Below are 24593 nucleotides of genomic sequence, written 5' to 3' on the forward strand. Positions count from 1 at the left end.
GGGTCGGAAAGAAATCCTTATCCGGCGTCCTCCGCTTGCGCCGGGTTGACCTGGATCACGGTCAATTCATCCCCCTGCAGATCGACGGTCAAGGTCGCGCCGTCACGGATATCCCCGGCGATCAGCGCCCGTCCGATGCGGGTTTCCAGCTGATGCTGGAGGTAACGCTTGAGCGGCCGGGCACCGTAGACCGGATCGTAAGCGTTTTTGGCGATGAACTCCACCGCCGCTTCGGTGAGTTCCAGCCCGATGCGGCGGGCGGCCAACCGCTTGCGCAGATCGCCGACCAGCAGCCCGACGATGGCCTTGATCTCGTTAAGTGTCAAAACTTTGAAGAGAACGATGTCATCGATCCGATTCAGAAACTCCGGCCGAAACTCGCGGCGCAGTTCGGCCATTACGTTCTTTCGCGCCCCTTCGGTGATTTGACCGTCGGCGCCGAGCCCGTCGAGAAGGTGCGGCGAGCCGATATTCGAGGTCAGGATAATGACGGTATTCTTGAAATCGACGGTGCGCCCCTGGCTGTCGGTGATGCGGCCGTCATCGAGCACCTGCAAAAGGACGTTGAAGACGTCGTGATGAGCCTTTTCGATCTCGTCGAAGAGGATCACCGCGTAGGGCTTGCGCCGCACCGCCTCGGTCAACTGCCCCCCTTCTTCGTAGCCGACGTAGCCGGGGGGCGCGCCGATCAAGCGGCTGACCGCGTGTTTTTCCATATACTCGGACATGTCGATGCGCACCATGTTGTCCTGGCTGTCGAAGAGGGTCTCGGCCAGGGCGCGGGCCAGCTCGGTCTTGCCGACCCCGGTCGGACCGAGGAAGATGAAGGAGCCGATGGGACGGCGCGGGTCCTTGATCCCGGCGCGGGCGCGGATGACCGCGTCGGCCACCAGTTGCACCGCCTCGTCCTGGCCGACCACCCGCTGATGCAGCACCTGGTCGAGCTTGAGCAGTTTTTCCCGCTCCCCTTCCACCAGCCGGGTCACCGGGATGCCGGTCCAGCGGGCGACGATCCCGGCGATCTCCTCGTCGGTCACCGCCTCGCGCAACAGCCGGTTGCCCGCCCCCTCCCCGGCGAGCAGCTTCTCTTTTTCGTGCAGCTCCCGTTCCAGTTGCGGCAAGCGGCCGTGCTTGAGCTCGGCGGCGCGGTTGAGATCGTAATTGCGTTCGGCCCGCTCGATCTCCTGGCGGGTCTTCTCGATCTCCTCGCGCAGCCCCTGCACGGTCTTGATCGCCCCCTTCTCCCCCTCCCACTGGGATTTGAGGGTCTCGGCCCGCTCCTTGAGCCCGGCCAGTTCCTGCCGCAGAGTCTCCAGACGGGCGAGACTGGCGGCGTCCTTCTCCTTGGTCAGGGCCGCTTCCTCGATCTCCAGCTGCATGACCCGCCGGGTGACCTCGTCGAGATCGCTCGGCAACGAGTCGATCTCGGTGCGGATCATGGCGCAGGCTTCATCGACCAGGTCGATGGCCTTGTCTGGCAGAAAGCGGTCGGAGATGTAGCGATCGCTCAGAGTCGCCGCCGCCACCAGGGCATTATCGTGAATGCGTACCCCATGATGGACCTCGAAGCGCTCTTTAAGGCCACGCAGAATGCTGACCGTGTCCTCCACCGTCGGCTGCTCGACCAGAATCGGCTGGAAGCGTCGCTCCAGGGCCGCATCCTTCTCGATGTACTTCCGATATTCGTCGAGGGTGGTGGCGCCGATGCAGTGCAGTTCGCCCCGGGCCAGCATCGGCTTGAGCATGTTGCCGGCGTCCATGGAGCCTTCAGCCTTTCCGGCGCCGACGATGTTATGCAGCTCGTCGATGAAGAGCAGGATGCGCCCCTCGCTGTTGCGGATCTCGGTCAGCACCGCCTTGAGCCGCTCCTCGAACTCGCCGCGATACTTGGCCCCGGCCACCAGCGCGCCCATGTCGAGGGCGAAAATGGTCTTGTTCTTCAGCCCCTCGGGGACGTCGCCGCGGACGATGCGCTGGGCCAATCCTTCGACGATAGCGGTCTTGCCGACCCCCGGCTCGCCGATGAGCACCGGGTTGTTCTTGGTCTTGCGCGAGAGAATGCGGATGGTGCGACGGATTTCGCTGTCGCGGCCGATGACCGGATCGAGCTTCCCCTTCTGGACCGCCTTGACCAGATCGATGCCGTATTTCTCCAGCGCCTCGTAGGTTCCTTCCGGATCGGGGCTGGTCACCCGCTGGTGACCGCGCATCTCCGACAGGGCCTTGAGCAGACGATCCCGATCGATGCCGAACTCCCGGAAGAGGCGCCCGGCGGCGGTCGCCGAGCCTTCTTCGACCAGCGCCAGCAGCAGGTGCTCGACGCTGACATATTCATCCTTGAGATGGCGGGCTTCCTCCTCGGCCTTGACCAGCAGCCGGTTGAAACGCTGCGAGACGTAGATTTTCCCCGCTTCCATCCCGCCACCAGAGGCGCTGGGACGTTTTTCCAGCTCCTTCTTCAGGGCGCGGGACAAGGCTTCCGGCTCCACCCCCAGCTTTTGCAGCACCCGGGGAACGAGCCCCTCGGGCTGTTCGAGCAGCGCCGCCAGCAGGTGTTCGCCGTCGACCTCCACATGGCCGAGGCGGGTGGCCTTGCTCTGGGCGGCCTGGATGGCTTCCTGGGTTTTGACGGTCAGTTTGTTGATATCCATATTTTTTCTCCTGGCGGCTCGTGTTCTTTTTCGTTTCCCGGTTTCAAGTATAGCGAGCATTCAATGAAAAGGGCCGGGTTGCGAGCCCGGCCCCGATTTCGTCCTTAGTGGACGGTGACTTCGATGCGGCGCGGTTTGGCGGAAGCCGCCTTCGGCAGCCGCAGGGTAAGGACGCCGTCCTTGAGTTCGGCGGCCGTCTGGTTCAGATCGAGGTTCTCCGGCAGATGGAAGCGGCGATAGAAGCCTTTGCCGCCGAATTCGCGGTACAGAGCCCCTTCCTCGGCGCGTTCGAGGCGCCCTTCGATGGTCAGCACCTGCCGGTCGATGCCCAGTTCCAGTTGTTCCTTGCTCACCCCCGGCAAATCCGCCACCAGGGTCAGGGCGTCATCGTTCTCGAAGATGTCGACGGCGGGAGCGATCATGGCGGCGCGGTCCTTATCCGCGACGGCCGGTGTGTTTTCTTTATGAAGAGTGATTTCGTTGTTTTTCATGGCGTATCTCCTGTTCATGATATTTCGTTATGGTCCCGATCAGCGCTTCAGTTGGCCTGCACCTCGATGCGTTTCGGCAGTACGCTGGCGGCTTTCGGCAGGGTCACGGTCAAGAGCCCGTCCTTGTAGTCGGCGCGCACCTTGTCGCCATCAATTTCCGCCGGGATGTCGATGGAGCGCATGAACTTTCCGAAACCACGCTCCCGGCGATGCCAGGTTCCCTGTCCCTCGGCGGGCGCCTTGCGCTCACCGGAGAGGGTCAGCGTCCCCTTGAGGATCGTCATTTCCAGTTCTTTGGGATCGATACCCGGCAGCTGCGCCTCAAGGAGGTAGGCATCCTGATTCTCGCGCAGGTTGATGCGCGGATAGCCGCGATAGGCGGAGCCCGGAACGAGCGGTCGACCGAAGCCGAGATCACGGAACACCTGGTCCATTTCGCGAGTGAAGCTGTCCATTTCCTTGAAGAGATCGAATCCTGTCATAGCCTTCCTCCTGTTTCCTTTCCCCGTGGGGGGAGTAATGGTTGTCATAAAGAGTCGCGCGGCGTCATGCCTTGCACTTATCCCTGATACAACGGTCATGCCAAATTTATATCTAAATAAATTCGGGATGTTAGACATATCCAAATGGATTACTTGATCACCTGCGACGTCGCACCAAATGTCGCAACTGTCGCCTGCGACGTCGCACTGAAAACAGCGAGGCCGGACTCTCTTCTGCAGAATCCGGCCTCGGTTAAGCAACGGGGAAATACGAGAGACGAGTGACTAGCGGCGCCCTCCCTGGGCATGACACGAGGAGCAGACCCGGAAATCCTTGAAAACGAAAAGCCCGTCGTCATTCAAGAGCAGTTGGTGGCAATCGAGACACTTCTTTCCCTTGCTTGCAACCAGCAGATGGTGGCGGGTCGGATTGTCGATCGCGCTATTGCGACTGGACAGTAGCGCCGGATCGACAGCACCGCCGTGACAGCCGAGACAATCCTCGTTGCTGCCGATATGACCGAAATAGGGAGCTTCGCCGCCGGGGGTGATGACCCCGTCGCCGTTGGTATCGGCCTGGATGTTGTGGATGGAAAGGGGCGCGTGACACTGCTCGCAGGCGCGAATCGCCAGAGCCGGCTCGGCCAGGGGATTGTGGCACCAGTAGCATCCCCCCGGCTGGGCATAGAAACCCGTTTCGTGGTGGGTTTCCATGTTGGTCGAGATCGGTTCGCCACTGGCGAAATCCGTCCCCCAGTCGTGGCAGAAACGGCAGGAGCCCTGCCCTTCCGCCCCGGTGCCGCGGCTGGGCAGGGGGGTGACCATGGTCGCGGCGTAGCTGGGAACATAGTGACCGTCGTCCCGGTTCTGCACCATCGAGCCGTGGCAGTCGACACAGTCCCCGGCCAAGGCGCTGTCGGCGAGGTGATGCACCGAGGCGACCCCCGGCTGCTGCTCATGGCATTCGAGACAGCCGACGACGAAAATCCCTTGGTTAACGAGCACCGGGTTATGGCAGGAATAGCAGGTCAAGCCCTCGTCGGCGGCCAGGGTATGGTGCAGGGTGCCGATATTGCCACCATGACAGGCCCGGCAGCCGGCTTCATCCAGGTCGTTGAAGACCGCGTCGAAAAGACCGAGATCCTGCCGTACCGGCGGCGGGGTCTCGGCACCGACGGACAGGGGCAGGGAAAGAAGGACGAGAAAGAACCCGAGAATCGGCAGGACGAACTTGTTCATTTGCGACACCTCCGTAGTTGAAATTTTCTAATGTCGAAAACTACAGCCCGATCACCGGGGTGTCAATGGATTTAATCTCAATTCTCTAATTCGTTCTCGGCCTTATTCCGACGAGGACGAATCCGTGGGCGCTTCCCGCAACTGCCGTTGCAGCCGCCAGGCCAGGACACCAACCAGCACGACGCCGAGGCCGAGCACACCCCAGAGCGTCAGCGTCCGCCAGGACGGCGACGACCGCCGTGGCAGCAAACGCTCCGGACCGCCCAGGGTGACGACATCACCGGGGACGAGGCGTTCCGGCGCCGGAACGCCTGCTCCGGCGATTTCGGCGCTGTGCAACAGTTCGGCGCCGGCGGTTGGGGGGGAGTTCAGGTTGGCGTTGCCGTAAGCGAGCAGGAAGGGTCCGGTGCCGCGCACCAGAAAGCACAGACGATCGGGCCGCCAGCCGAATTCCAGACGGGCCCCGGCGAGACCGTCATCGGAGCGCAAAAACCAGTAGCGGTCGCGGGACGCGGTCAGCGGCAGTTCCGCGCTGACCAGTTCCCGCTCACCAAAACGCAGCCGGTAAACCAGCGCCTCGGCGCGATGACGCCCCGGCCCTTCGGGATTTGCTCCGGAGGAGAGGCGCAGGCGCGCCAGATTGTTGGCTTCGGCGAAGGTCACGCGCAGAGCGGCGACGGGGAGGCGCCCACCGAGATCGACCCGCGACAGCCCCGGCGTCTCCGCCAACGGGGTCGCCGTCACCGGCAACCACTGGCGAATCTCCGGCAGGGTGGCGTGACTGGGGCGCGCCGAGGCGACCACCCGCGCCGGTTCGAGCAGCGGTGCGCTCCCGCTCCAGCGCAGACGCAGATACCGTCCCGGCGCCGTCGGCAGGTCGATGCGCCGGTGCTCCAGGCGCCGCCCCTGATAGTCGAGGCGGGCGAGGACAACGCGGGTCAGCGGTCGCCAATCCTTCAACTGGTCGCTCGTCGCCACCTCGACTTCGCCGAAAAAGTCGCCGCCATCCTCCCAATCCAACTCCACCTGAGCGACGGAAAAATCCAATCCGCCCAGATCGAGCAGATAACCGGAAACAGGCACCTTCGTAGTCGGTTCCGCCTGAGAACGGGTCTGAATCTCCACCCGCCAGTCGCCGGGAGCCTCGGCGACGCGCACCGCCAGGGCCTCGTCGGCGTCATCGGCGGCACGCAAGGGGAAGAAGGGAACGGCCCGCGCCGCGCCGGGGGTCTCCGTCACGACCGCCTCGGGCCCGCGCAGCAGATGCGGCACTTCCTCGCCGGCGCTGTTGAAGACCCGCAGATCTCCGAGATCGGCCCGGGTCAGGGTGTGATAGACCGCCAGCGGCAGTTCCACCTCGGCGAAGGGCGTGGCGCCGCTCGGTGTCAGCGGCAGGCCGTAGGCGAAATCCTCGGGCAGACTCCGGCCGTAAGCCGGGGCGCCAACGACGAAGCAGAGCAGCACGGCGATCAGCAAAGGCTTCATGAATCCTCCCGATCCCGGTCCGCCCGTCCCGGCAGCGGCGCCAGATAGCCGACGGCCAGGCAGAGGAGGCCGACGCCGATAAAGGAAACGATCCGCTCCACGGTACTGGTCCGGGCCAGATCGAAGATAAAGAGTTTGACCATGACCACCCCGATCAGCCCGGCGCCGGTCCACCACAGGGTTCGCAGCCCCTTGCGCGCCGCCCAGAGCATCACCGCCAGGGCGCTCAGGGTCCAGAAGATGGAGAAGGAGGTCTGCGCCAGATCGGAGGCGAGCAGCGCCCGCGGACGGAAGGGCACCTCCCCCCAGTGGTGGAGGGTGCGGACGAGCATGGCGTTGAGCCAGAAGAAGGCCGTCGCCCCGGCGAGGATAATCCGCGGGCGCCGCCGCATTCCCAGCGGCTCAAGGCCGAGCCGCGTCGTCAGGGTCAGGCTCCAGAAGGCAACCGCCAGCAGCACCAACGCCTGCGCCAGATCGAAGGGGTTGAGCAGGGGCAGGTAGGGGAGCGGCCAGGGATCGCCGGGGCTGAAAAGGTTCGCCCCCAGGGTGCCGAGCCAGAGATAGCCGACGATCGGCAGCAACCCCGGATAGAGATAGTCCCGGCGGAAGGAAGAAAGCGGCCAGCGCGGGGAATTCCACAGCCGGCAGAGGCCGAGGACGAAGGCCGACGGGAGGATGCCAAGCACCGCCAGAAACCAGGTACCGGCGCCGCCTACGCCATGATCGGTCCACCAGGCCGCCTCCCAGGTGACGAGCAGGATTAGCAGCCAGAGCAGGCCGAGATGGGGATAGCGCAGATAGGCGGCGACAGCGATCCGCTCATCCCGATAGAGCAGCAGATAGTGGAGGAGCAGGGCCAGGGGCCAGGCGAGAAAGCCGCCGTGGAGCGACGGTGGACCGTGAAATTCCAACGCCGTGAAGAGCAGTACCAGCGCCATGACCGGCACCAGACCAAGGTAGACCCGGCGTAGGTACGGCCAATCGAGCCGCGCCCCAAGCCAAAAGGCGGCTCCGGCGGAGAGGGCGCAGAAAGTCAGGGCCTGGGCGGGACGCAGGGCAAAGGGGGCGAAGCGGCCGATTTCATGAAGTCCGGCGCCGAACCACCAGCACAGCCCCCAGGCTAGCGTCAGGAGGCTCTCCAGCATCGACGTCGGAAACTCCCCGGCCCGCCGCCACAGACACCAGGCGCTGAAAAGCCCGGCCAAGGCGACGAGCAGCGCGCCAAGGCAGAGGCCGTTGAGGACCGGCAGGCCGGTCACCGTTCCCGGCAACGCCGTCAGGAAGGAAGCGCCGGCCAGCACCTGAAGAATCAGGCCGAAGATCCGGGGCGTGCGACGCTGCTGCTTGAGGGCGATCCAGACCAGCGCCGCTCCCTCCAGCGCCCAGGCCGCCGAGGTCCAGCGCCCGTCCAGGGCCAGGGGGATGGCCACTGTGGCGAAGACGACGCCGGTGGCGAGAAAGGCCTCGATCAGGGTGCGCAGGGCGGGCTGTCCCTGCCGCCACAGCCGCCAGGCTAGGCCGACATAGATCAGCCCTAGGGCCAGGGCCGACCAGGCCAGGCCGTAAGCGTAGGGCCGGACCAGCACCGCCTGCAGGGCGAAGGCGACGATCGGCGTGCCGAAAACCAGGGTACCGTCGATGTAGCCCTTGAGGTTGAGCGGCTGGTTGCGGGCGAAAAGGAGGCCGAGGGCGAGATAGAAGAGGAAAAAGAGGATCAGGAAGGGCTCGGTGGTGGCGAACATCTCCGGCCGGTAGTTGCCCGCGCCCCAGAGAGCGCCGATGCCGAAGGTGAAGAAAAATCCGAGCAGGTTCAGTTCCCGCCAAGAACGATGACGGGCGGTATAAAGAATGCCGACATTGAGCAGGGCGTAATAGCTGAAAAGGAGCACATGGCTGCCGCCGCCGGTGGAGGTCAGCACTGGCGCCAGAAAACCGCCGACGATGCCGAGCACCGCCAGCACCCGGGCGTTCTGGGCGATGGCCAGAGTCGCCGAGGCGATGGCGAGAACGATCAGCAACGGCAGGGCGAACCCGGCCGGGAACAGCTGGTAAAGCTTCATCGCCGCGAAGATCGCCAGATAGAGGATGCCGATCGCCGCCCCTTGCAGGATCAGGGCGTAGCCGGGGCGTTTCAACCGCAACTGCCAGCCGAACAGGAGCAGGGCGACAGCGCCGAGGCTGACCCCAAGCAGGCGCAGTTCGATCGGCACCAGATTCCGTTCGGCCGAGTATTTGAGCAAAAAGGCGACGCCGAAAAAGAGCACCACCGCCCCGGCCCGCACCACCACATTGCCGCCGGTGAAATAGGCGACGAAAATGTTCCACCATTCGTTTTGCTTGGAGGATTCCGGGCCGGTGCGGGGCGCGGATGGCTGGAACGACGGTCGGGGTTGGATAGATGGTGGGGCGGGCAATTCCACCGCCGGTGGTGGCGCCTCCGGCGTGAAGATGAAATCGTCGGCGGCGGGCTGCGCAACCGTCGGGGCGGATTCGGAAGCAGCGACCCCGCCTTGGGCTTCGGCCAGTTGCCGCTCCAAAGCGGCCAGGCGCTTGCCCAGACGCAGATGGCGCAGCCAGAAAATCCCGAGAAAGGCCCCGAGCAGGGCACCAGCCACCTCCCGACTGTGCTCGGAAAAAAGCCAGGCCCCGCCGATCAGCCCCACCAGCCCCGCGATGAAATACATGCCCCCTCCCCGGTTTCTGATCCCTTAATCCTCGCTTCGTTCCGCTTCGTCCAGACCGTCCAACTCTTCCCGACCCAGACCGAGCCGCTCCAGATGGCGATAGAGCGTCGCCCGATGCACCCCCAACCGGCGGGCGGCGGCGCTGAGATTTCCGCCTTCGGCCCGGTAGGCCCGACGGATCGCCCCTTCGGAAAGTTCCACCGGCCGCGAACTTTCCACAGGCGCCGAGAGCGGCGGCGAAAGGAGCAGGCGCTCGCTTGCCAGGGGATAGGGGGGCGTCACCACCCGCGCTTCCCGCGGCGCCTCCCCCCATTCGCCGGGGGAGAAGTTCTGCCGCTCGCGAATCCACTCGGCGAAGGCGCGGGCGCCGATCACCTCGCCTCCCGTCTCGATGCAGACCCGCTCGAGCACGTTGCGCAGTTCGCGGACATTGCCTGGCCAGAGGTAGGACTGCAACAGGGCGACGGCCTCGTTGGTCAGGCGTTCGATGCGGCGGCCGTATTTGCTGTTGAATTGCCGGAGAAAATGCTCCGCCAGCAAAGGGATATCCTCGCTCCGTTGGCGCAGGGGCGGCAAGTGGATGCGCAGCACCGACAGGCGATGATAGAGATCGGCGCGAAAGCGGTTCTGACCCACCGCCTGTTCCAGCGCCACGTTGGTGGCGCATACCACGCGCACATCGACCGGATATTCTTGCTCGCCGCCGACCCGTTCGACCCGTTTCTCCTCCAGCACCCGCAGCAGCCGAGTCTGGGTGTGCAGCGGCATATCGCCGATCTCGTCGAGAAAGAGGGTGCCACCGTCGGCCCGCTCGAAACGCCCCTTGTGAGTGCGCAGGGCGCCGGTGAAGGCTCCCTTTTCATGGCCGAAAAGTTCCGATTCGAGCAGCTCCTCGGAAATCGCCGAGCAGTTCACCGCCACATAGGGCCCCGCCGCACGGCCGCTTCCCTCGTGCAGGGCGCGGGCGACCAACTCCTTGCCGGTGCCGGTCTCGCCGGTGATGACGACCGAGGCCTCGGTCGGAGCGTAGAGGGCGATCTTGCGAAAGACCTCGCGAATAGCGGCGCTCTCCCCGATCAGTCCGGCGAAAGCGGGCGATGGCTCACTCCGGTCCGCCCGATCTGGACGAAACCGCACATGCACGAGCTGACCGCTGTAATCCTCGGCCAGCCCGGCGGGGAAGAGATCGGCCAGCAGATCCGCCCGCGCCCCGGGAAAACGCATCCGGATGCCGGTCAGCGGCCGCTCCCGGCTCGCCGCCTCGGTCACCAGCTCTACCAGGGACGGCACCGTCCCGGCCAGAGCCCGATCCAATTCCATCCCCTTCAAGCTTTCCACCGGCCGGTCGAGCAGCTCGGCCAGCCGTTCCGAAACCCGGACCAGGCGCGGACGCCCCTCCGGCCGGACCAGCACCACCAGATCGGGGGTGGCGGCCGGGAGATCGCTCTCGATTATCGGCGGGGCGTCGTTCATGGCATCGTCCGGAGGAATGGGGGCGGCACATGGGGCGAATACAATCGAAGGAACTTCCGGCAATCTAACCACGCCGGCGAAGAAGCGCAAGGATTGACGGGCCCTCCCCGCTCGGCTATTAATGGCAGACCGACCGCGACCTTCAACCACGCAACGACTACGGAAGGATTGAGTATGGCCTGGTTTTACCTGGTGCTGGCGGGACTGTTCGAAATCGGCTGGGCGGTGGGACTCAAATACACCGTCGGCTTCACCCGCCTCTTGCCGTCTCTGTGGACCCTGGCAGCCATGGCCCTGAGTTTCATGCTGCTCAGCCAGGCCCTGAAGACGTTGCCCATCGGCACCGCCTACGCCATCTGGACCGGCATCGGCGCCGCCGGCACCGCCCTCTTCGGCATGCTTTTTCTCGGCGAACCCCGGGAAGTCGCGCGCCTGCTCTGCCTGCTGCTGATCCTCGCCGGCATCGCCGGGCTTAAAATGAGCGCCTGAATCCGCGCGTTCCGTCAGTCCTGCAACTCCAGGGACGACTGCTGCACACTGCCGCAATCGGGGCAGCGGAAGACCCGGGTGTCGTGCCACCAGGGTTCCGGCCCCCAGTAGGTGGGATTTTCGAAAGAATTGAGATGCTCGACATCATTGAAACGCTTCGGCGCGTTGCACTGCGAACAATGCAACCAGACCCGCCCATCGTTGCAAGCCATGAGAAATTCACCGGGATTGGACATTTCACGCTCCTCTGAAAAAAGCCTGGCCGCAGGATAGCGCAAGGGCGGGCGCGGAACAACCGGGAAAAGGATCGTCGCGGATTCCGTAATTACCGGGCAACAGCTCCGAAGATCACTCCCCTCCCAAGGAAAACCCCATGTACGGCTACTTCGACTACGACCACCCCCTCTTTCGCCCACCGAGCGAGGCGCACAGCCTGATCTTTCAGATCACCCTCGGCTGCTCGCGCAACCGCTGCACTTTCTGCGGCATGTACAAGGGCAAACCCTTCCGCGTTCGCCCGGTCGCGGAGATCCGCGCCGAGACCGAAGGCATCCCGCCGGCGCACCGGCCGCATATCCAGCGGATCTTTCTCGCCGACGGCGACGCCCTGATCTATCCCCAAAAGGGCCTGCTGGAGATTCTCGACGAGCTCAATCGCGCCTTTCCCCGCCTGACCCGGATCGGCGCCTACGCCTCCCCCGCCAGCCTCGCGGGCAAAACCGGCGAAGACCTCGCCGCCCTGCGGGAACGGAAGCTGCGCATCCTCTACTTCGGGCTGGAAAGCGGCGACGACGCCACCCTGGGCGCCATCGACAAAGGCTATGGCGGCACGGAGATGCTCGCCTTCTGCCGCAAGGCGCAAGCCGCGGGGATGAAGCTGTCGGTGACGGCGATCCTCGGCCTGGCCGGGGCGGAGCGCTCGCGGGAACACGCCCGGGCGACGGCGGAATGGATCACCGCCCTCTCCCCGGAATACTTTTCGCTCCTCACCCTCTTCCATCGCCACAACGACGACTTCCTGCGCGGCATCACCCCCCTGAGCCGGGGCGGCATTCTCGAAGAAGCGAGCGAACTGCTGCGGCATCTCGTCCCCCGCCGCACCATTTTGCGTTCCAACCACGTCTCCAACTTTCTGCAGCTGGCCGGCAGCTACCCCAAGGACCGGCAGACGCTCATCGACCAGGTCGAAGCCGCCATCGCCCGCGCCCGGCGCCGGCCCGAGTGGTACGACGAGATTCCGGACTATCGGGAAGAAATCTACTGAATCGCGGCATTTGACTTGCCCGGCCGCGGTGATAGACCTGTAAACGGAAGCGGGGAGCAGGGAATGCCCCCGCAAGGTTCGCAAATGACGACGAGGCAAGGAGGAAATCATGAACAATGCGAAATGGATGGCGGCCCTGGCGGTCGGCGCGCTGCTGCTGGCCGGAACCCAGGCCCTGGCCGCCGAGCAGGCGCAGACCCGGGAAGAGACGCAAGTACGGGAAGAGGTTTACGGCAGCCAGCTGATGACCCCGCAGGAGCGCAACGAGTATCAGACGCGGATGCGGGCGGCGGCAAGCGAGGAGGAACGGGAGCGGATTCGCGCCGAGCATCACGAGCGCATGAAAATCCGCGCCCGGGAGCAGGGGCTGAGCCTGCCCGACGAGCCGCCGGCGCACGGCATGCACAAGGGCATGGGTTCCGGCGGCGGCATGGGCATGGGCCCCGGCGGGGGGATGGGCAAGGGGCGCTATTGAGTTGCCGGAAAATTGAGAACTGAAAATCGACAGGGGCGGATGGTTGCGACCATCCGCCCTTTTTTCATGGGGTCATTCCCCCTCGGTGGCGCCCTTGCCCGGCAAACTCCAGACCAGGGCGAGGGCCCAGCCGATGACCGACCAGCCGGTGAGCAGATTCAGCGCAAAAATCCCCCGCCGGTTCGGATGCCCCTTTGTGAAAGCCAGAAGCGCCGGCACCAGGTAGACGACAAGCCCGAGCAGCAAAAAGAGCGCCCGATCCCAGCGGGCGAAATAGGTAAAAACCTCCACCGCCCACCGATAGCCGTCCGTCGCGGCGGCAACCGAAACCGACCAGAGAAAGCCGACGACCGGCACCAGAATGTAATAGACAACGGCAACGACCAGGCCGACGGCGACGACATTGACCAACAGGTTCAGCAGGCGGGAACGATCGAACGGCAAGGGTTTCTCCTTTCGTGAACGTAGCGGGAACTCAATGGGTGGGGGCGATGAGCGCTAGGGTCGGAAAGTAGGTCCGGTAGCGTGCCCGGTCGCGGGTGAGCAGGGGATAACCGGAAACCGCGGCATGGGCGCCGATGAAAAAATCCGGCAAGGGAGAGGTTCGCGTTCCACCGCTCCGACGGTAATCCAGAAAGACTTTGCCGGCCAGAAACAACGCTTCTCGCGGCATGGGCAGGTGCGCAAAGTTGCCGCAACTCAACATCTCGTCCAATTCCTCGATCCGCCAAAAACCGATGGAAATTTCTGCATAAACCACATCGTTGATGAACAAGGGGCCGGTTTTGGCGTAGCATTGCAACATCTCCTCCGACCAGTCGCCCCAGTTCGGATCGTCGGTGACCAGATCGAGAATGATGTTGGAATCGACTAAAACTCCACTCATTCCTCGCTCCGAGTCAGACGCATAATTTCTTCGGTGCTCATCCTTACTGTGGCGCACCCGCGTAGTCGGGCGAACTCTTTGCTTCCCGACTCGCCAACGCCTTTCTTGACCAGAAACACTCGGCCTTTCTCCTCGACAAATTCCACCTCGTTTAAGGGGGCGATGCCCAACTTCTCCCGAACCCCCTTGGGGATGGTAACCTGCCCTTTACTGGTGACTTTCATGATGTTCCCTTCGGTATTACTTTTTGTATTACTTTAGCCCGTCACCCACCACCGGTCAAGCCGCTTTATTTGCCGGTTTTGCCGGCTGCCCTCAAGGCCGACTTGATCCGGGATACTGGCCAGACCAGGCTTATTTGTGCACGATAATCGCGTCGTCCTGCATCGTGGACTCTGCGGGGACGACCCCCTCTCGATAGAGATAGCGAACCATCCCATCCAACAAACGCCAATCCATGCCGATAGCGACTTGCACCTGACCCATATTCATTTTTGAATCCTCCATCAAAAGAGTGCTGGAAATCGCTGCCCAATATCGATCCGTTTAGTGAAGCGTAACAGACTTATCGCCCATCGCAAAAACGGCCCTGGCGCCGCGTCCAGCCCTCCGCCCCATGGGTCAAGAATCGAACCGGCGTTGCCGAAAACGGGCGCCTTCCCAGAAAATCCGCACCTCGAACGGAATGGGCGCCCAGTAGCTAACAGGGAATGGCCAGCTATTCTGTAGCAAAACAAGATCTGACCCCAGATTTTTTTTGGGGCGGCTCCATTTCCAGTCCTTCCTTCCGCCCTGCTTGAAGTTACGCCGCCAATTCCTGAAGAATTTCAGGGTAACGGGTAGCGACTTTAAGAAGGGTGGCCGCCGCCCCCGAGGGGACTTTCCTCCCCTGCTCCCATTCCTGCAACGTCCTGACGGAAACCCCGAGAAGTTTGGCGAAAGCGGACTGCGAAAGCCCTGTTGCCGCCCGGGCAAGGGCGACCTGCGCCCGTTCGGAGGTAACGATTTCATCCTTTTCGACCGTTCCATCACGGCGCGTGACAATGCGGCGCACGGTTCCATCGTCCTGTGGAATGAAATCCGTTTTCCTGGCCCAATCCCCACGCTTGCCTTCCGGCAATGCAGCAAGCAATTCCGCATTCAAGTCGCGAGTTTTTTCCCATGATGCGAGTTCGGCCTCGGACAATTTAGTCATGACTGAAACTCTCCTTGATTCGCCTTAACAAGCCGGGGTCGATATTTTCCTGGACATTTTTCGCGTACATGGTGACCAAAACAATCTGTCCATGGGCGAATCGCAAAAAATAGATCACCCGTACTCCACCTCTTTTTCCGTGGCCCTGCGCCGCCCATCGCAACTTTCGACATCCACCCGAGCGTGGAATAACATCCCCCGCATCAGGGTTCCCCAGCAAATAGGCCTGAAGAGAGAGAAACTCCTCTTCATCAAAATATTTTTCACGGACAGCCGAAAATGGCTGCAATTCAACGAACTGATACATGAAATATACGCTTTAGACGGATACTCGTCAAGGGAAGCACTATAAATTCGCTCCCCTACCCCTCCATCACGATCACCGAATGGTCGCCGATGCTCATTTTGCGGGGGGAGCCGATCAGGGAGACGTTGTCGCCGAGGATCGAGTAGTGCAGGATGCTGTCCTTGGCGTGACTGTTGGCGTTGATGATCGAGTCCTTGATGATGGCTTCTTCGATGACGCAGCCGGGGGCGATGGAGACGTCGGGGCCGAGGATGGAGTTGCGCACCACCGCCCCCTTGGCGATGTGCACCGGCTCGATGAGAACCGAGTTGTAGACTTCGCCGTGGGTGTGATGACGGCCGCGCAGCAGGTAGCGGTTGGTTTCGAGCAGGGTCTCGGGCTTGCCGCAGTCGAGCCACTCGTCCAGCTCGGGGGCGCGGAAGCGGGCGCCGTCGTGGATCATGCGCATGAAGACGGCGGGCAGGTAGTACTCCCCCTTCACCGTGTCGCCGGCGGCGATGGTCGCGCCGATGTAATCCATGAAACGCCGGCCGTCCTTGAGATAGTAGAGGCCGACCTGGGCCAGTTTGGAAATGGGGGTGTCGGGCTTCTCGACCATGTCGATGATCAGGCCGTCCCGCAGCACGTTGACGCCGAAACGCTGGTAATCCTCCACTTCCTTGGAGTAGATCAGGCCGTCGCAGTCGGCGCAGAGTTTGGGGATGCGATTGAGTTCGGTGACGAAAATGGTGTCGTTGAAGACCACCAACACGTCGTCCCCCTCATGGATGTGCGGCCCCGCCAGCGATACGGCGTGGGCCGGGCCGAGGCGATCCTTCTGCACGATGTAGCGGCATTCGACCTGGGGAAACTTCTCTTTCATATAGGCCTCGATCTGCTGGCCGTTCTCGTCGGTGATGAAGATCAGCTCGATGTTATCGAGCACCAGCAGGCGGCTGACGATATGTTCGAGAACGGTCTTGCCGGCCACATGGACCAGGGATTTGGCCTTGGTATGGGTGTGCGGACGCAGGCGGGTTCCCTTGCCGGCAACAGGAAGAATGATTTTCATGGTCGCTCCGGATGGTGAAAGTATTGGCGTCGCAGGTCGGCTTTCGGTAGGATGCACGGCATCCGCGCGCTTGCCCGCGAACCCCGGAAGTTTAACTTTTTTTCCGACAAGTCACAAGGGATCACCCGAAGGAGCCGCTATGACCGATCACCTGGTCCGCATTCTCAGCAAGGACGGTTCGCTGCGCGCCGTCGCCGCCGCCACTACGAACCTGACCGAAAGCATCCGCCTCCGCCAGGGGACCGACCCCACCGCCACCGTCGCCCTCGGTCGCCTGGTCGCCGGCGCGGCCCTGATGGGGGCGCTGCTCAAGGGGGATCAACGCCTGGCGCTGATGATCGAGGGGAGCGGCCCCTTGCAGCGGCTGCACGCGGAAACCGACGCCTTCGGCCATGTGCGCGGCTCAATCAAAAACCCGATCGCCGACCTGCCGCCAAAAGCGGATCGTTTCGATGTCGCCGGAGCGGTGGGCAAGGCGGGGTTTCTGCACGTCATCAAGGATCTCTGTCTGAAGGAGCCGTACCGGGGCATGGTCCAGCTCTACAGCAGCGAAATCGCCGAGGATCTTGCCTACTACCTGACCACTTCGGAGCAGGTGCCGTCGACCGTCGGCCTCGGCGTCGCCCTCGACCAGGATTTCGCCGTCGCCGCCGCCGGCGGCTTTCTGGTGCAGGCGATGCCCGACGGCGACCCGGAACTTCTCCCCCTGCTCGAAGAGCGCCTGCGGCAACTGCCGCCGATGACCAGCCTGCTGCGCGAGGGGAAAACGCCGCTGCAAATCCTGGAAGGCATCTTCCAGGACATCCCCTTCACCGTACAACTGGAAACGCCGCTGGAATTCCGCTGCACCTGCAACCTGGCCCAGGTCACCGCCATGCTCCGCGCGCTCCCCGCCGACGAAGTGCGCACCATGCTCGAAGAAGACCAGGGGGCCACGATCACCTGCGAGTTCTGCAAGCAGCAATATCATTTCACCGCCGAGGAACTTTCCGCCCTGCCGCAGCTGAAGAATTAGTTGACGAATTCCCCCCCTTGGCCAAGGTGGGGGTTACTCCCGCAACTCCAGCTCGAAGGGAGCTCCCGTCCCTCCCTCCGCCGTCAGTTCGAGCTTTTCCCTATCGATTCCGCGATTGGTGAAATAGCGGCCGAGCAGTTCGGCCCGGGCCTGGGCCAGCTGCCGGTCGTACTCCGGAGAAACATCGGTGGCGGCGCGCACCGTTCCCCGCCAGCGGACGCGGCCGCTCGCCGCCAGCCAATCGGCCAGGGGCTCGAGCATCTCGACCCCGCCCGCCAGGGGCAGGGCCGCCCCCGCGCTGAAGAGGCGTTCGCCGGGATAGCGCAGGGTCAGGCCTTCCCCGGGATCAATCTCGACCCCGGGGAGCAGCGCGGCGCTCGCCCGCAACTCCGCCGCCGACGGCGTCGGCGCCGCCGCTTCGACGACCGGGGCCGGGGACGGAGTGCCACCGGCACATCCCCACAATAGCAGCAGCAACAGGCCGATCAGTCCGTTCCTCATCCTTCCTCCTCAGGTTCACCGTTCAACTCCTGCAAACGCCAGAGCCGGGCGTAAAGCCCCCCTTGGGCCAGCAATTCCCGGTGGCTGCCGACCTCGGCCACGCTCCCCCGATGCAACACATGGATGCGGTCGGCACTGGCGGCGGTGCGCAGCCGGTGGGCGATGAGCAAAACGCTCCGGCGGCGTCCGGCGCGAGCCAGGGCCTCCCCCACCCGTTGTTCGGTAAGGCTGTCGAGGCGGCTGGTCGCCTCGTCGAGAACCAGCAGGGCCGGATCGCTTGCCAGCGCCCGCGCCAGGCAGAGCAGCTGCCGCTCGCCCGAGGAGAGATTGCGACCGCGTTCGCTCAGCACCCCCTCCAGCCCCTCCAGCCGCTCGGCGACCTCCTCCATGCCGCAATCGGCGAGCAGCGCCAGCAGGGCGGCATCATCCAGCGTCCCCGCCGGATCGAGGTTGGCGCGCAGCGTTCCGGCGAAAAGGAAGGGCTCCTGGGAGACCCAGCCGATGCGGCGGCGCAGTTCGGCCGGATCGAGGTCATAGAGATCGACCCCGTCAATGAGAATGCGCCCCTCCTGGGGGCGGTAGAACTGGAGCAAAAGCCGGGTCAGGGTACTCTTACCGCTCCCGGTGGCGCCGACCAGGGCCACCCGCTCACCGGGGCCGATGCGCAGGTCGATCCCCTTGAGCACCGGGGTCTTGCCGTCGTAACTGAAACTCACTCCCTCGAAGCGGACCTCGCCGGGGCCATGAGGGTAAACCCCGGATCCGACCGGCTCTTCCGGCTCGTCGAGCAGCTCGAAGATCCGTTCCAGAGAAGCGTTGCTGGCCTGGAGCACGGAATATTTGGCGGAGAGGTCGCGCAGGGGGATAAAGAACTTCTGCACATATTCGATAAAGGCCACCAGGGTACCGAAGCTGGCGATGCCGGTCAGCACCTCGCCCCCCCCTTTCCAGAGGATGGCGGCGATGGCCACCGCGGCAAGGACTTCGACCAGGGAATAGAGGGCGGCATCCCATTCGATGGTGCGGAAGGTGCTGTCCCGGTAATCGTTCTGCAGGGTCTCGAACTCGTCAAGGGTACGGCGCTGCTGGCCGAAGAGGCGGACTTCGCCGATGCCGGCGATGCGTTCGGCGATGAAGGCGTTGAGCCCGGCCAGACGCGCCCGCACCTGGCGCATGGCATCGCGCATGTTGCGGCGAAAGAGGTAGAGAATGACGAGCAGGGGCGGCACCACCGCCAGCGCCACCAGGGTCAGGGATGGGCTAAGCCAGAACATGACGGCGACGATGCCGATCAGGGTGACGATGTCGCCGACCGAGGCGATGACCCCGGCGCCGAAGAGTTCGCCGACATTCTCCACGTCGCTGGTCAGGCGGGTAACGAGGCGCCCCGAGGGGTGGCGGTCGAAAAAGGCCGTGGACAGGCGCAGCATCCGCCGGAAACCCTGGCGGCGCAGATCGGCCATGATCCGTTGCCCCACCGCCTGCACCAGGTAGCCCTGGGCGAAGAGGAGCAGGCTTTCGCCGAGCAGGGCGAGCAGAAAGAGGAGCGCCAGCCCGGCGAAGCCGTCGAGGCTCCCCGGCACGATGTGATTGTCGATCAGCAGCTTGATCAGATAGGGCTGGATCAGCTTGGCCCCGGCGATAAAGGGCAAAAGGCCCAGGGCGATGACGGCCTGCCCGCGATAGGGGCGGACCATGGCGACGAAACGGCGGAAGAGCCGCCAGTCGAGGTAGCGTCCGGTGACGGTATCGAGTTCGGTATGGCCGTGCCTCATGCCGATCCCTCCAGTTCCGCCAGCAAGCGCTCGCGCTCGGCGAGACGAGCGTAGCAACCGTCCGCCGCCGCCAGCTCGGCGGGCGTCCCCTGCTGGCAGATGCTTCCGTCTTTCAGCACCAGCACCCAATCCATCCCCTGAAACAAAGAGACTCGCCCCGAAGCGAGGAGCACGGTGCGCCCGGCCAACCGGGGACGCAGCCGCGCCCAGACCTCACGGGCGGTGGCGGCATCAAGATGGCTGAAGGGATCGTCGAGGAGCCACAGTCCGCCGTCGGCGGCCAGCGCCCGACCGAGACAGACGCGTTGCCGCTGACCGCCGGAAAGGGCCAGGCCCCCCTCACCGACGCGGGTGGCGTAGCCTTCGGCGAAGTTCGCCACTTCCTCCTCCAGACAGACTGCCTCGGCGATTTGTCGCAGCAAGTCGTCGTCGGCCTCGGGCACTCCGTAGAGGAGATTTTCCCGCAGCGTGCCGCTGAAAAGTCGCCCTTCCTGGGGAACCGCCGCCAGCCGCCGGCGATAAGCGGCACCGTCGAGGTCGGCGAGATCCTCGCCATCAACGAAGACCTTCCCCGATTCCGGCCGATAGAGCCGTGAGAGCAGCTTGAGCAGGGTGCTCTTGCCGCTGCCGGTGCCGCCGGCGACCCCGACCAGGGCGCCCGGGGGGATGTCGAAGGTCAGCCCATGCAGCACCGGCCGCTCGCCATAGGCGAAATCGAGTCCGGCCGCGCGCATCGCCGGAGCCCGCAGGTCGCGGGTGGCGGAAGCGGCGAAGGGGGCCGGTTCCGGGGTACCGAGCAGGGGATCAAGCCGTTCCATACTCGCCGCCGCCCGCTGGGTCAGGGTCAGCACCCAGCCGAGAAGCAGGGTCGGCCAGGCCAGTTGCACCAGATAAGCGTTGAAGGCGATCAACTCGCCGAGACCGAGTTCCCCGGCCATCACCCGGGCGCCGCCGAAGTAGAGGGCGAGGAGGGTGGCGAGGGGGCCGATGACGATCATCACCGGCAGCACCAGGGCGCGCAGGCGAGCCAGCACCAGATTGCGTTCCAGATAGTCGTCGTTGAGTTCCGCGAAACGTCGGCACCGGTCCTCGGCGAGATTGCCGGCGCGGATCACCGCCTGCCCGGAAACCCCTTCCTCCACCGCCTCGCTGACCCGGCCGAGACTTTCCTGGACCAGAGTGGAGTGTTGCAGCAGCCGGCGGCTGACCCGTTTGACCACGATCAGCATGAAGGGATAGGGGAGCAAGGCGATCAGGGTCAGCCCCGGCGATAAGGCCAGGAGCATAACCAGGGAGAAGAGATAGACCAGTACGGCGTTGGCCAAAGTCAGCACGCCGAACCCGGCGAGCATGCGGATATTGGTGAGATCGTTGGTGAAACGCGAGAGAAGATCACCGGTGCGGTGGTGGTCAAAGAAGGGGGCGTCCTGGCCGAGCAGGCGGGTCAGCAGGTCGCGGCGCAGATCGACCTCGATGCGCCGAGCGGTGCGCAGAAAGCGCAGCCGGGAAAGCTGCCGGGTGCCGCCCCGCAGCACCGCGGCCAAAGCCAGCAGCAGGGCGAACCAGGCCAGCCCCCGGTAATTCCCGCCCTCGACCGCTTCGATCCCGCCCTTGAGCATCCAGGGGATGACCATCGCCAGGGCGTTGGTCAAAACCAGCCAGACCACCCCAGCCAGAAGCAGCCGCCGATAGGGGAGCAGATAGGGGATGAGGAAACGCAGGCTTTTCACGAAGAACCTGTCCGAGAAGGGGGAAACACCCTCGTAGGATGCGGTGACGCAAGGAACCGCATCGGTTGCGACACGACATTGGTTTCGATGCGGTTCGCTCTGCTCACCGGCATCCTACCCTTCTTTCTCCTCACGAAAAGCCGGATGTCCGCGCAGCAGGTCGAGCAGCCAGGCGGCGGCGAAGCCGTTGGCGAGACCGGCGCCGAGGGCGAAGAGGAGAAAGGGCGGGAGCAGCTGCCAGAGGCCGGGATGGCGCACCAACAGCAGATAGGCCAAACCCATCTGGCCGAGGGCGTGGCCGACGGCGCCCAGGGCCGAAACCCCGACTGGGCCGATACGGCGGCCTCCGAAACGATAGGCGGCGGTCATCAGCGCCGTGGCCGCCGCCCCCCCGGCGAGGGAGAGGAAGAAGCCCGGAGAAAAGAGGGTGCCGACCACCAGCGAGCCGAGCAGGATGCGCCCCAGGGTCACCCCCCAGGCGGCGCGAGGGCCGTAGAGAAAGAGCGCGGCCAGGGTCAGGATATTGGCGAAACCGAGACGGAACCAGGGGGCCGGAGCGGGCAACAGGTATTCAAGGGTGTGCAGCGCCACCGCCAGGGCGGTGAAAAGGGCGAGAAAGGTCCGGCGGCGCGCCGCCGCCAGCACCTGCGGGTCAACGGCTGAGCAGGTCATGGTCGGCACCGCCTCCCTCCCCGTCGATGCGCACCAGCAGTTGGTTGGGCACGCAGGCCAGCAGCTCCCCTCGGCGGGCGATGGCGCCCATGCCGATACAGGCCTTGGTCGGACAGGGGGAAGCGAGGATGCGCGCCCGACCATCGCGAATCTCCAGCCGGGTCCGGCCCAGCGGTCCCTCCAGATCGACGACTCGATTCTCGGCCAGCGGGGCGCTGAAGAGCAGCCGGCCGTCGCGCTCGACCAGCACCCGCTCTCCCTGGGGAAGAGCGCCGAGGAGGAAAAAGGAGGCGAAAACCGTCAGCAGCAAAGTCGCCACGATCAGCCGGTCGAGACCGGTCATGCATCCCAACAGAGCCCTCATGGCCGGCGCACCCGGTCTTTCAGATCCTCGGAAAGGCTGACTTCCCCATCGGCGGCGACGAACAGGGCCAGCCCCCCCCGGGATTCCACCAACCGCCGCCCAGCTTCGGGACCGAGAACGAAGGCGGCGGTAGCCAGGGCGTCGGCCTCGGCGGCGCTCGCGGCGACCACCGTCACGCTTTGGCAGGCGTCAGCCGGACGGCCGTCGCGGGGATCGAGGATGTGGTGATAGCGCACCCCCTCCACCTCGAAAAAACGCTCGTAATCGCCGGAGGTGACAACGGCGGCATCGGCCAGTTCGAGGGTGACCAGCACCCCTTGGGGATCGCGGGGATGCTGGATGCCGATGCGCCAGGGGCGGCCGCCATGGTCGCCGAGCAGGCGCAGATCGCCGCCGGCGTTCACCGAGGCGTGGCGGATACCGGCCGCCCGCAAGGCGGCAACAGCGCGGTCGACGGCGTACCCCTTGGCGATGGCGCCGAGATCGACGCGCAAGGCGGCATCCCCTTTCGTGACCCGCCGCCCTGCCAGGCGCAGGGATGCGGGGCCGATGCCCTGCAAGGCGGCGGCAATCTCCGGGTCGCTCGGAACGCGCGGCGCGTCGCCATCAAAGCCCCAAAGCGCCTTGAGCCGCCCCAGGGTCAGATCGAAGGCGCCGCCGCTCGCCGTAGCGACGCGCAACCCCAGTTCCAACACTTCGGCGGTGGCGGCGGAAACCTCCACCGGCTCGGCGGCGGCGTTGAGCCGCGCCACTTCGCTGTCGTCCCGATGGGCCGACATGCTCGCCTCGACCTCGGCCATGGCACTGAAGGCGGCCTCCATCGCCGCCTCCGCATCGCTCGCCGCCCCGCCGTCGAGGAGGGTGATCTCCACCACCGTCCCCATGAGCACCCGGGCGCGGCGAAACTCGCCGGAATCCCCGCCCCCGCGCCCAAAGAGGGCCAGTGCCGCTAGGGCAATCGCCAGCAGCAGGGCAAACAGGCGCGACCGGGACATGGCTCAGTCCTCGACGATCTCGCCGATCAGATCGTAATCCGAGGAATCGGTGATGCGCAGGTCGACGATGTCGCCGATTTCGGCGTTTCCGGCGGTGATGTAGACTTGGCCGTCAATATCCGGCGCCTGGCGGATGCAGCGCCCGCGCAGCAGCAGCTCGGTCTCCTCGCTGTAGCCCTCCACCAGCACCGGCTCGACCCGCCCGACCAGCGCCCGGTTACGACGAAAGGAGACGCGCTGCTGGGATTTCATCAGCTTGGCGTAGCGGGATTTCTTCACCCGTTCGGGAATCTGCCCCTCCATGACGGCGGCCGAGGTCCCCTCCTCCCGGGAATAGCGGAAGACGCCGACCCGCTCGAAATGCCCTTCGTTGACGAACTCGTGTAGTTTGGCGAACTGCTCCTCGGTCTCGCCGGGGAAGCCGACGATGAAGGAGGTACGCAGGGTCAGCTCGGGGATGCGTTCGCGCAGGCGGCGGATCAGGCCGCGGATCGTCGCCTCGTCGACGCGCCGGTTCATCTGTTTGAGGATGGCATCATCCACATGTTGCAAGGGGATGTCGAGATAGTTGCAGATCTTCTCTTCGCTGGCGATCAGCTCGATCAATTCGTCGCTGATGCCGTCGGGATAGGCGTAGAGCAGGCGCAGCCAGTGCAAGTCCTCAATCTTCACCAGCTCACGCAGCAGACCTTCGAGCCGGGCACCGTCATCGCGGTCGGCGCCGTAGGCGGTGATGTCCTGGGCGATGAGATTGACTTCCTTGACCCCGTCGGCGGTCATCCGGCGGACCTCGGCGACGATCGACTCGATGCTGCGCGAGCGCAAGGTGCCGCGCAGCCGGGGGATGACGCAGTAGGAACAGTGATTGCCACAGCCCTCGGCGATCTTCACGTAGGTCGAGTAAAAGGGGGAGGACTTGACCCGGGGGGTGGTGTGGTCGTAAAGAAAATCCGGCCGGCCGATGGCGGTGGTCTGCCCCTGCCGTTCCAGCTGGGCATCGAGCAAGGCGACGAGACGGGGCGCGTCGGCGGTGCCGACGAAGAGATCGACCTCGGGCAGTTCGGCGGCCAGCTTCTCGCCGTAGCGCTGGGGCAGGCAGCCGCTCACCACCAGCATTTGGCAGCGGCCGTGTTTCTTGTGGTCGGCCACTTCGAGAATAGTGTCGACCGACTCCTCCTGGGCATCGCTGATAAAAGCGCAGGTGTTGACGATGATGATGTCGGCCTGGGTCTCGTCGGTGACGATCTGGAAGCGGTCGGCGGGCAGATGGCCGAGCATGACCTCGGCGTCGACCAGGTTTTTCGGACAGCCGAGGCTGACCAGACTTACATTCAGTTTGTTCAAGTCGATTTCTTTCGGAAATCAGGAT

At 64.5% G+C, this 24593-nt stretch carries 25 protein-coding genes; 4 read left to right on the forward strand and 21 right to left on the reverse strand.

The genetic code is table 11. The annotated features are described in order from the left end of the window. Positions 1-17: 17 nt before the first annotated feature. From clpB to BQ4888_RS12355, 7 genes are all read right to left on the reverse strand, one after another. Positions 18-2651: an ATP-dependent chaperone ClpB gene (clpB, locus tag BQ4888_RS12325; RefSeq protein ID WP_092057563.1), complete on the reverse strand. Its 2634-nt coding sequence runs from the start codon at positions 2649-2651 to the stop codon at positions 18-20. 104 nt (positions 2652-2755) lie between these two features. Then, the gene (locus tag BQ4888_RS12330; protein ID WP_170232859.1) at positions 2756-3142 is read right to left on the reverse strand and encodes an Hsp20/alpha crystallin family protein; all 387 of its coding nucleotides are present in this window, start codon (positions 3140-3142) and stop codon (positions 2756-2758) included. Positions 3143-3189: 47 nt separating this feature from the next. After that, the gene (locus tag BQ4888_RS12335; RefSeq protein WP_170232860.1) at positions 3190-3624 is read right to left on the reverse strand and encodes an Hsp20/alpha crystallin family protein; all 435 of its coding nucleotides are present in this window, start codon (positions 3622-3624) and stop codon (positions 3190-3192) included. Between the two features lie 285 nt (positions 3625-3909). After that, positions 3910-4863, reverse strand: a complete 954-nt coding sequence (locus tag BQ4888_RS12340; RefSeq protein ID WP_092057566.1) for a hypothetical protein — start codon at positions 4861-4863, stop codon at positions 3910-3912. Between the two features lie 102 nt (positions 4864-4965). Next, a complete protein-coding gene (locus BQ4888_RS12345) occupies positions 4966-6348 on the reverse strand; it encodes a DUF3999 domain-containing protein (RefSeq protein WP_092057567.1) in 1383 nt (460 codons plus the stop codon). Continuing rightward, positions 6345-9032: a DUF2339 domain-containing protein gene (locus tag BQ4888_RS12350; protein ID WP_092057568.1), complete on the reverse strand. Its 2688-nt coding sequence runs from the start codon at positions 9030-9032 to the stop codon at positions 6345-6347. The genes BQ4888_RS12345 and BQ4888_RS12350 overlap by 4 nt, the downstream gene beginning before the upstream one ends. Before the next feature lie 24 nt (positions 9033-9056). Beyond that, on the reverse strand, positions 9057-10505 hold the full coding sequence (locus BQ4888_RS12355; RefSeq protein ID WP_092057569.1) for a sigma-54 interaction domain-containing protein: 1449 nt from the start codon (positions 10503-10505) through the stop codon (positions 9057-9059). Positions 10506-10679: 174 nt separating this feature from the next. Here BQ4888_RS12355 and sugE point away from each other — a divergent pair, with 174 nt between their 5' ends. Next, entirely contained in the window at positions 10680-10994 is a 315-nt protein-coding gene (gene sugE / locus BQ4888_RS12360; RefSeq protein WP_092057570.1) for a quaternary ammonium compound efflux SMR transporter SugE, read from the forward strand. A 14-nt stretch (positions 10995-11008) separates the two neighbouring features. Here the strand turns inward: sugE and BQ4888_RS12365 are convergent, their stop codons facing one another. Beyond that, a complete protein-coding gene (locus tag BQ4888_RS12365; protein ID WP_092057571.1) occupies positions 11009-11230 on the reverse strand; it encodes a hypothetical protein in 222 nt (73 codons plus the stop codon). A 137-nt stretch (positions 11231-11367) separates the two neighbouring features. Here BQ4888_RS12365 and BQ4888_RS12370 point away from each other — a divergent pair, with 137 nt between their 5' ends. Both BQ4888_RS12370 and BQ4888_RS12375 read left to right on the forward strand, forming a co-directional pair. Beyond that, positions 11368-12258 (forward strand): radical SAM protein, encoded by an 891-nt coding sequence (locus BQ4888_RS12370; RefSeq protein WP_092057572.1) that lies wholly within the window; start codon positions 11368-11370, stop codon positions 12256-12258. 109 nt (positions 12259-12367) lie between these two features. Further along, positions 12368-12733: a hypothetical protein gene (locus BQ4888_RS12375; RefSeq protein WP_092057573.1), complete on the forward strand. Its 366-nt coding sequence runs from the start codon at positions 12368-12370 to the stop codon at positions 12731-12733. A 72-nt stretch (positions 12734-12805) separates the two neighbouring features. Here BQ4888_RS12375 and BQ4888_RS17720 read toward each other — a convergent pair whose 3' ends face one another. From BQ4888_RS17720 to BQ4888_RS12405, 6 genes are all read right to left on the reverse strand, one after another. Continuing rightward, a complete protein-coding gene (locus BQ4888_RS17720) occupies positions 12806-13177 on the reverse strand; it encodes a superinfection immunity protein (RefSeq protein WP_205748009.1) in 372 nt (123 codons plus the stop codon). A 31-nt stretch (positions 13178-13208) separates the two neighbouring features. Next, on the reverse strand, positions 13209-13619 hold the full coding sequence (locus BQ4888_RS12385) for a type II toxin-antitoxin system VapC family toxin (protein ID WP_092057574.1): 411 nt from the start codon (positions 13617-13619) through the stop codon (positions 13209-13211). Further along, entirely contained in the window at positions 13616-13843 is a 228-nt protein-coding gene (locus tag BQ4888_RS12390; RefSeq protein WP_092057575.1) for an AbrB/MazE/SpoVT family DNA-binding domain-containing protein, read from the reverse strand. Before BQ4888_RS12390 ends, BQ4888_RS12385 begins: the two co-directional genes overlap by 4 nt. 578 nt (positions 13844-14421) lie before the next feature. Continuing rightward, entirely contained in the window at positions 14422-14814 is a 393-nt protein-coding gene (locus tag BQ4888_RS12395; RefSeq protein ID WP_092057576.1) for a helix-turn-helix domain-containing protein, read from the reverse strand. Next, on the reverse strand, positions 14807-15121 hold the full coding sequence (locus BQ4888_RS12400; RefSeq protein ID WP_092057577.1) for a type II toxin-antitoxin system RelE/ParE family toxin: 315 nt from the start codon (positions 15119-15121) through the stop codon (positions 14807-14809). The genes BQ4888_RS12395 and BQ4888_RS12400 overlap by 8 nt, the downstream gene beginning before the upstream one ends. A gap of 55 nt (positions 15122-15176) precedes the next feature. Then, positions 15177-16172, reverse strand: coding sequence for a sugar phosphate nucleotidyltransferase (locus BQ4888_RS12405; protein WP_092057578.1), 996 nt, complete (start codon positions 16170-16172; stop codon positions 15177-15179). 139 nt (positions 16173-16311) lie between these two features. On the opposite strand from BQ4888_RS12405, the gene hslO reads away from it, so the two are divergent. Further along, positions 16312-17187, forward strand: coding sequence for an Hsp33 family molecular chaperone HslO (gene hslO / locus BQ4888_RS12410; RefSeq protein WP_092057579.1), 876 nt, complete (start codon positions 16312-16314; stop codon positions 17185-17187). 33 nt (positions 17188-17220) lie between these two features. Here hslO and BQ4888_RS12415 read toward each other — a convergent pair whose 3' ends face one another. The 7 genes from BQ4888_RS12415 to rimO all read right to left on the reverse strand — a co-directional run bounded on the left by BQ4888_RS12415 (position 17221) and on the right by rimO (position 24568). Further along, a complete protein-coding gene (locus BQ4888_RS12415) occupies positions 17221-17688 on the reverse strand; it encodes an OmpA family protein (protein WP_092057580.1) in 468 nt (155 codons plus the stop codon). Next, a complete protein-coding gene (locus BQ4888_RS12420; protein ID WP_092057581.1) occupies positions 17685-19463 on the reverse strand; it encodes an ABC transporter ATP-binding protein in 1779 nt (592 codons plus the stop codon). The genes BQ4888_RS12415 and BQ4888_RS12420 overlap by 4 nt, the downstream gene beginning before the upstream one ends. Beyond that, positions 19460-21193 (reverse strand): ABC transporter ATP-binding protein, encoded by a 1734-nt coding sequence (locus BQ4888_RS12425; protein WP_092057582.1) that lies wholly within the window; start codon positions 21191-21193, stop codon positions 19460-19462. Before BQ4888_RS12425 ends, BQ4888_RS12420 begins: the two co-directional genes overlap by 4 nt. Positions 21194-21307: 114 nt before the next feature. Further along, a complete protein-coding gene (locus BQ4888_RS12430) occupies positions 21308-21865 on the reverse strand; it encodes a Gx transporter family protein (RefSeq protein WP_092057583.1) in 558 nt (185 codons plus the stop codon). Next, positions 21846-22229: a NusG domain II-containing protein gene (locus BQ4888_RS12435; protein ID WP_092057584.1), complete on the reverse strand. Its 384-nt coding sequence runs from the start codon at positions 22227-22229 to the stop codon at positions 21846-21848. The genes BQ4888_RS12430 and BQ4888_RS12435 overlap by 20 nt, the downstream gene beginning before the upstream one ends. After that, positions 22226-23224, reverse strand: a complete 999-nt coding sequence (locus tag BQ4888_RS12440; RefSeq protein WP_092057585.1) for an FAD:protein FMN transferase — start codon at positions 23222-23224, stop codon at positions 22226-22228. The genes BQ4888_RS12435 and BQ4888_RS12440 overlap by 4 nt, the downstream gene beginning before the upstream one ends. 3 nt (positions 23225-23227) lie before the next feature. After that, a complete protein-coding gene (gene rimO / locus BQ4888_RS12445; protein ID WP_092057586.1) occupies positions 23228-24568 on the reverse strand; it encodes a 30S ribosomal protein S12 methylthiotransferase RimO in 1341 nt (446 codons plus the stop codon). Positions 24569-24593 lie beyond the last annotated feature (25 nt).

This window comes from Desulfuromonas acetexigens (assembly GCF_900111775.1).
Lineage (GTDB): Bacteria > Desulfobacterota > Desulfuromonadia > Desulfuromonadales > Trichloromonadaceae > Trichloromonas > Trichloromonas acetexigens.

Bases quoted from the DNA above. Each gene is read 5' to 3' on its own strand.
- clpB (WP_092057563.1), bottom strand. From the start codon at position 2,651: ATGGATATCAACAAACTGACCGTCAAAACCCAGGAAGCCATCCAGGCC.
- BQ4888_RS12330 (WP_170232859.1), bottom strand. From the start codon at position 3,142: ATGAAAAACAACGAAATCACTCTTCATAAAGAAAACACACCGGCCGTC.
- BQ4888_RS12335 (WP_170232860.1), bottom strand. From the start codon at position 3,624: ATGACAGGATTCGATCTCTTCAAGGAAATGGACAGCTTCACTCGCGAA.
- BQ4888_RS12340 (WP_092057566.1), bottom strand. From the start codon at position 4,863: ATGAACAAGTTCGTCCTGCCGATTCTCGGGTTCTTTCTCGTCCTTCTT.
- BQ4888_RS12345 (WP_092057567.1), bottom strand. From the start codon at position 6,348: ATGAAGCCTTTGCTGATCGCCGTGCTGCTCTGCTTCGTCGTTGGCGCC.
- BQ4888_RS12350 (WP_092057568.1), bottom strand. From the start codon at position 9,032: ATGTATTTCATCGCGGGGCTGGTGGGGCTGATCGGCGGGGCCTGGCTT.
- BQ4888_RS12355 (WP_092057569.1), bottom strand. From the start codon at position 10,505: ATGAACGACGCCCCGCCGATAATCGAGAGCGATCTCCCGGCCGCCACC.
- sugE (WP_092057570.1), top strand. From the start codon at position 10,680: ATGGCCTGGTTTTACCTGGTGCTGGCGGGACTGTTCGAAATCGGCTGG.
- BQ4888_RS12365 (WP_092057571.1), bottom strand. From the start codon at position 11,230: ATGTCCAATCCCGGTGAATTTCTCATGGCTTGCAACGATGGGCGGGTC.
- BQ4888_RS12370 (WP_092057572.1), top strand. From the start codon at position 11,368: ATGTACGGCTACTTCGACTACGACCACCCCCTCTTTCGCCCACCGAGC.
- BQ4888_RS12375 (WP_092057573.1), top strand. From the start codon at position 12,368: ATGAACAATGCGAAATGGATGGCGGCCCTGGCGGTCGGCGCGCTGCTG.
- BQ4888_RS12385 (WP_092057574.1), bottom strand. From the start codon at position 13,619: ATGAGTGGAGTTTTAGTCGATTCCAACATCATTCTCGATCTGGTCACC.
- BQ4888_RS12390 (WP_092057575.1), bottom strand. From the start codon at position 13,843: ATGAAAGTCACCAGTAAAGGGCAGGTTACCATCCCCAAGGGGGTTCGG.
- BQ4888_RS12395 (WP_092057576.1), bottom strand. From the start codon at position 14,814: ATGACTAAATTGTCCGAGGCCGAACTCGCATCATGGGAAAAAACTCGC.
- BQ4888_RS12400 (WP_092057577.1), bottom strand. From the start codon at position 15,121: ATGTATCAGTTCGTTGAATTGCAGCCATTTTCGGCTGTCCGTGAAAAA.
- BQ4888_RS12405 (WP_092057578.1), bottom strand. From the start codon at position 16,172: ATGAAAATCATTCTTCCTGTTGCCGGCAAGGGAACCCGCCTGCGTCCG.
- hslO (WP_092057579.1), top strand. From the start codon at position 16,312: ATGACCGATCACCTGGTCCGCATTCTCAGCAAGGACGGTTCGCTGCGC.
- BQ4888_RS12415 (WP_092057580.1), bottom strand. From the start codon at position 17,688: ATGAGGAACGGACTGATCGGCCTGTTGCTGCTGCTATTGTGGGGATGT.
- BQ4888_RS12420 (WP_092057581.1), bottom strand. From the start codon at position 19,463: ATGAGGCACGGCCATACCGAACTCGATACCGTCACCGGACGCTACCTC.
- BQ4888_RS12430 (WP_092057583.1), bottom strand. From the start codon at position 21,865: ATGACCTGCTCAGCCGTTGACCCGCAGGTGCTGGCGGCGGCGCGCCGC.
- BQ4888_RS12435 (WP_092057584.1), bottom strand. From the start codon at position 22,229: ATGAGGGCTCTGTTGGGATGCATGACCGGTCTCGACCGGCTGATCGTG.
- BQ4888_RS12440 (WP_092057585.1), bottom strand. From the start codon at position 23,224: ATGTCCCGGTCGCGCCTGTTTGCCCTGCTGCTGGCGATTGCCCTAGCG.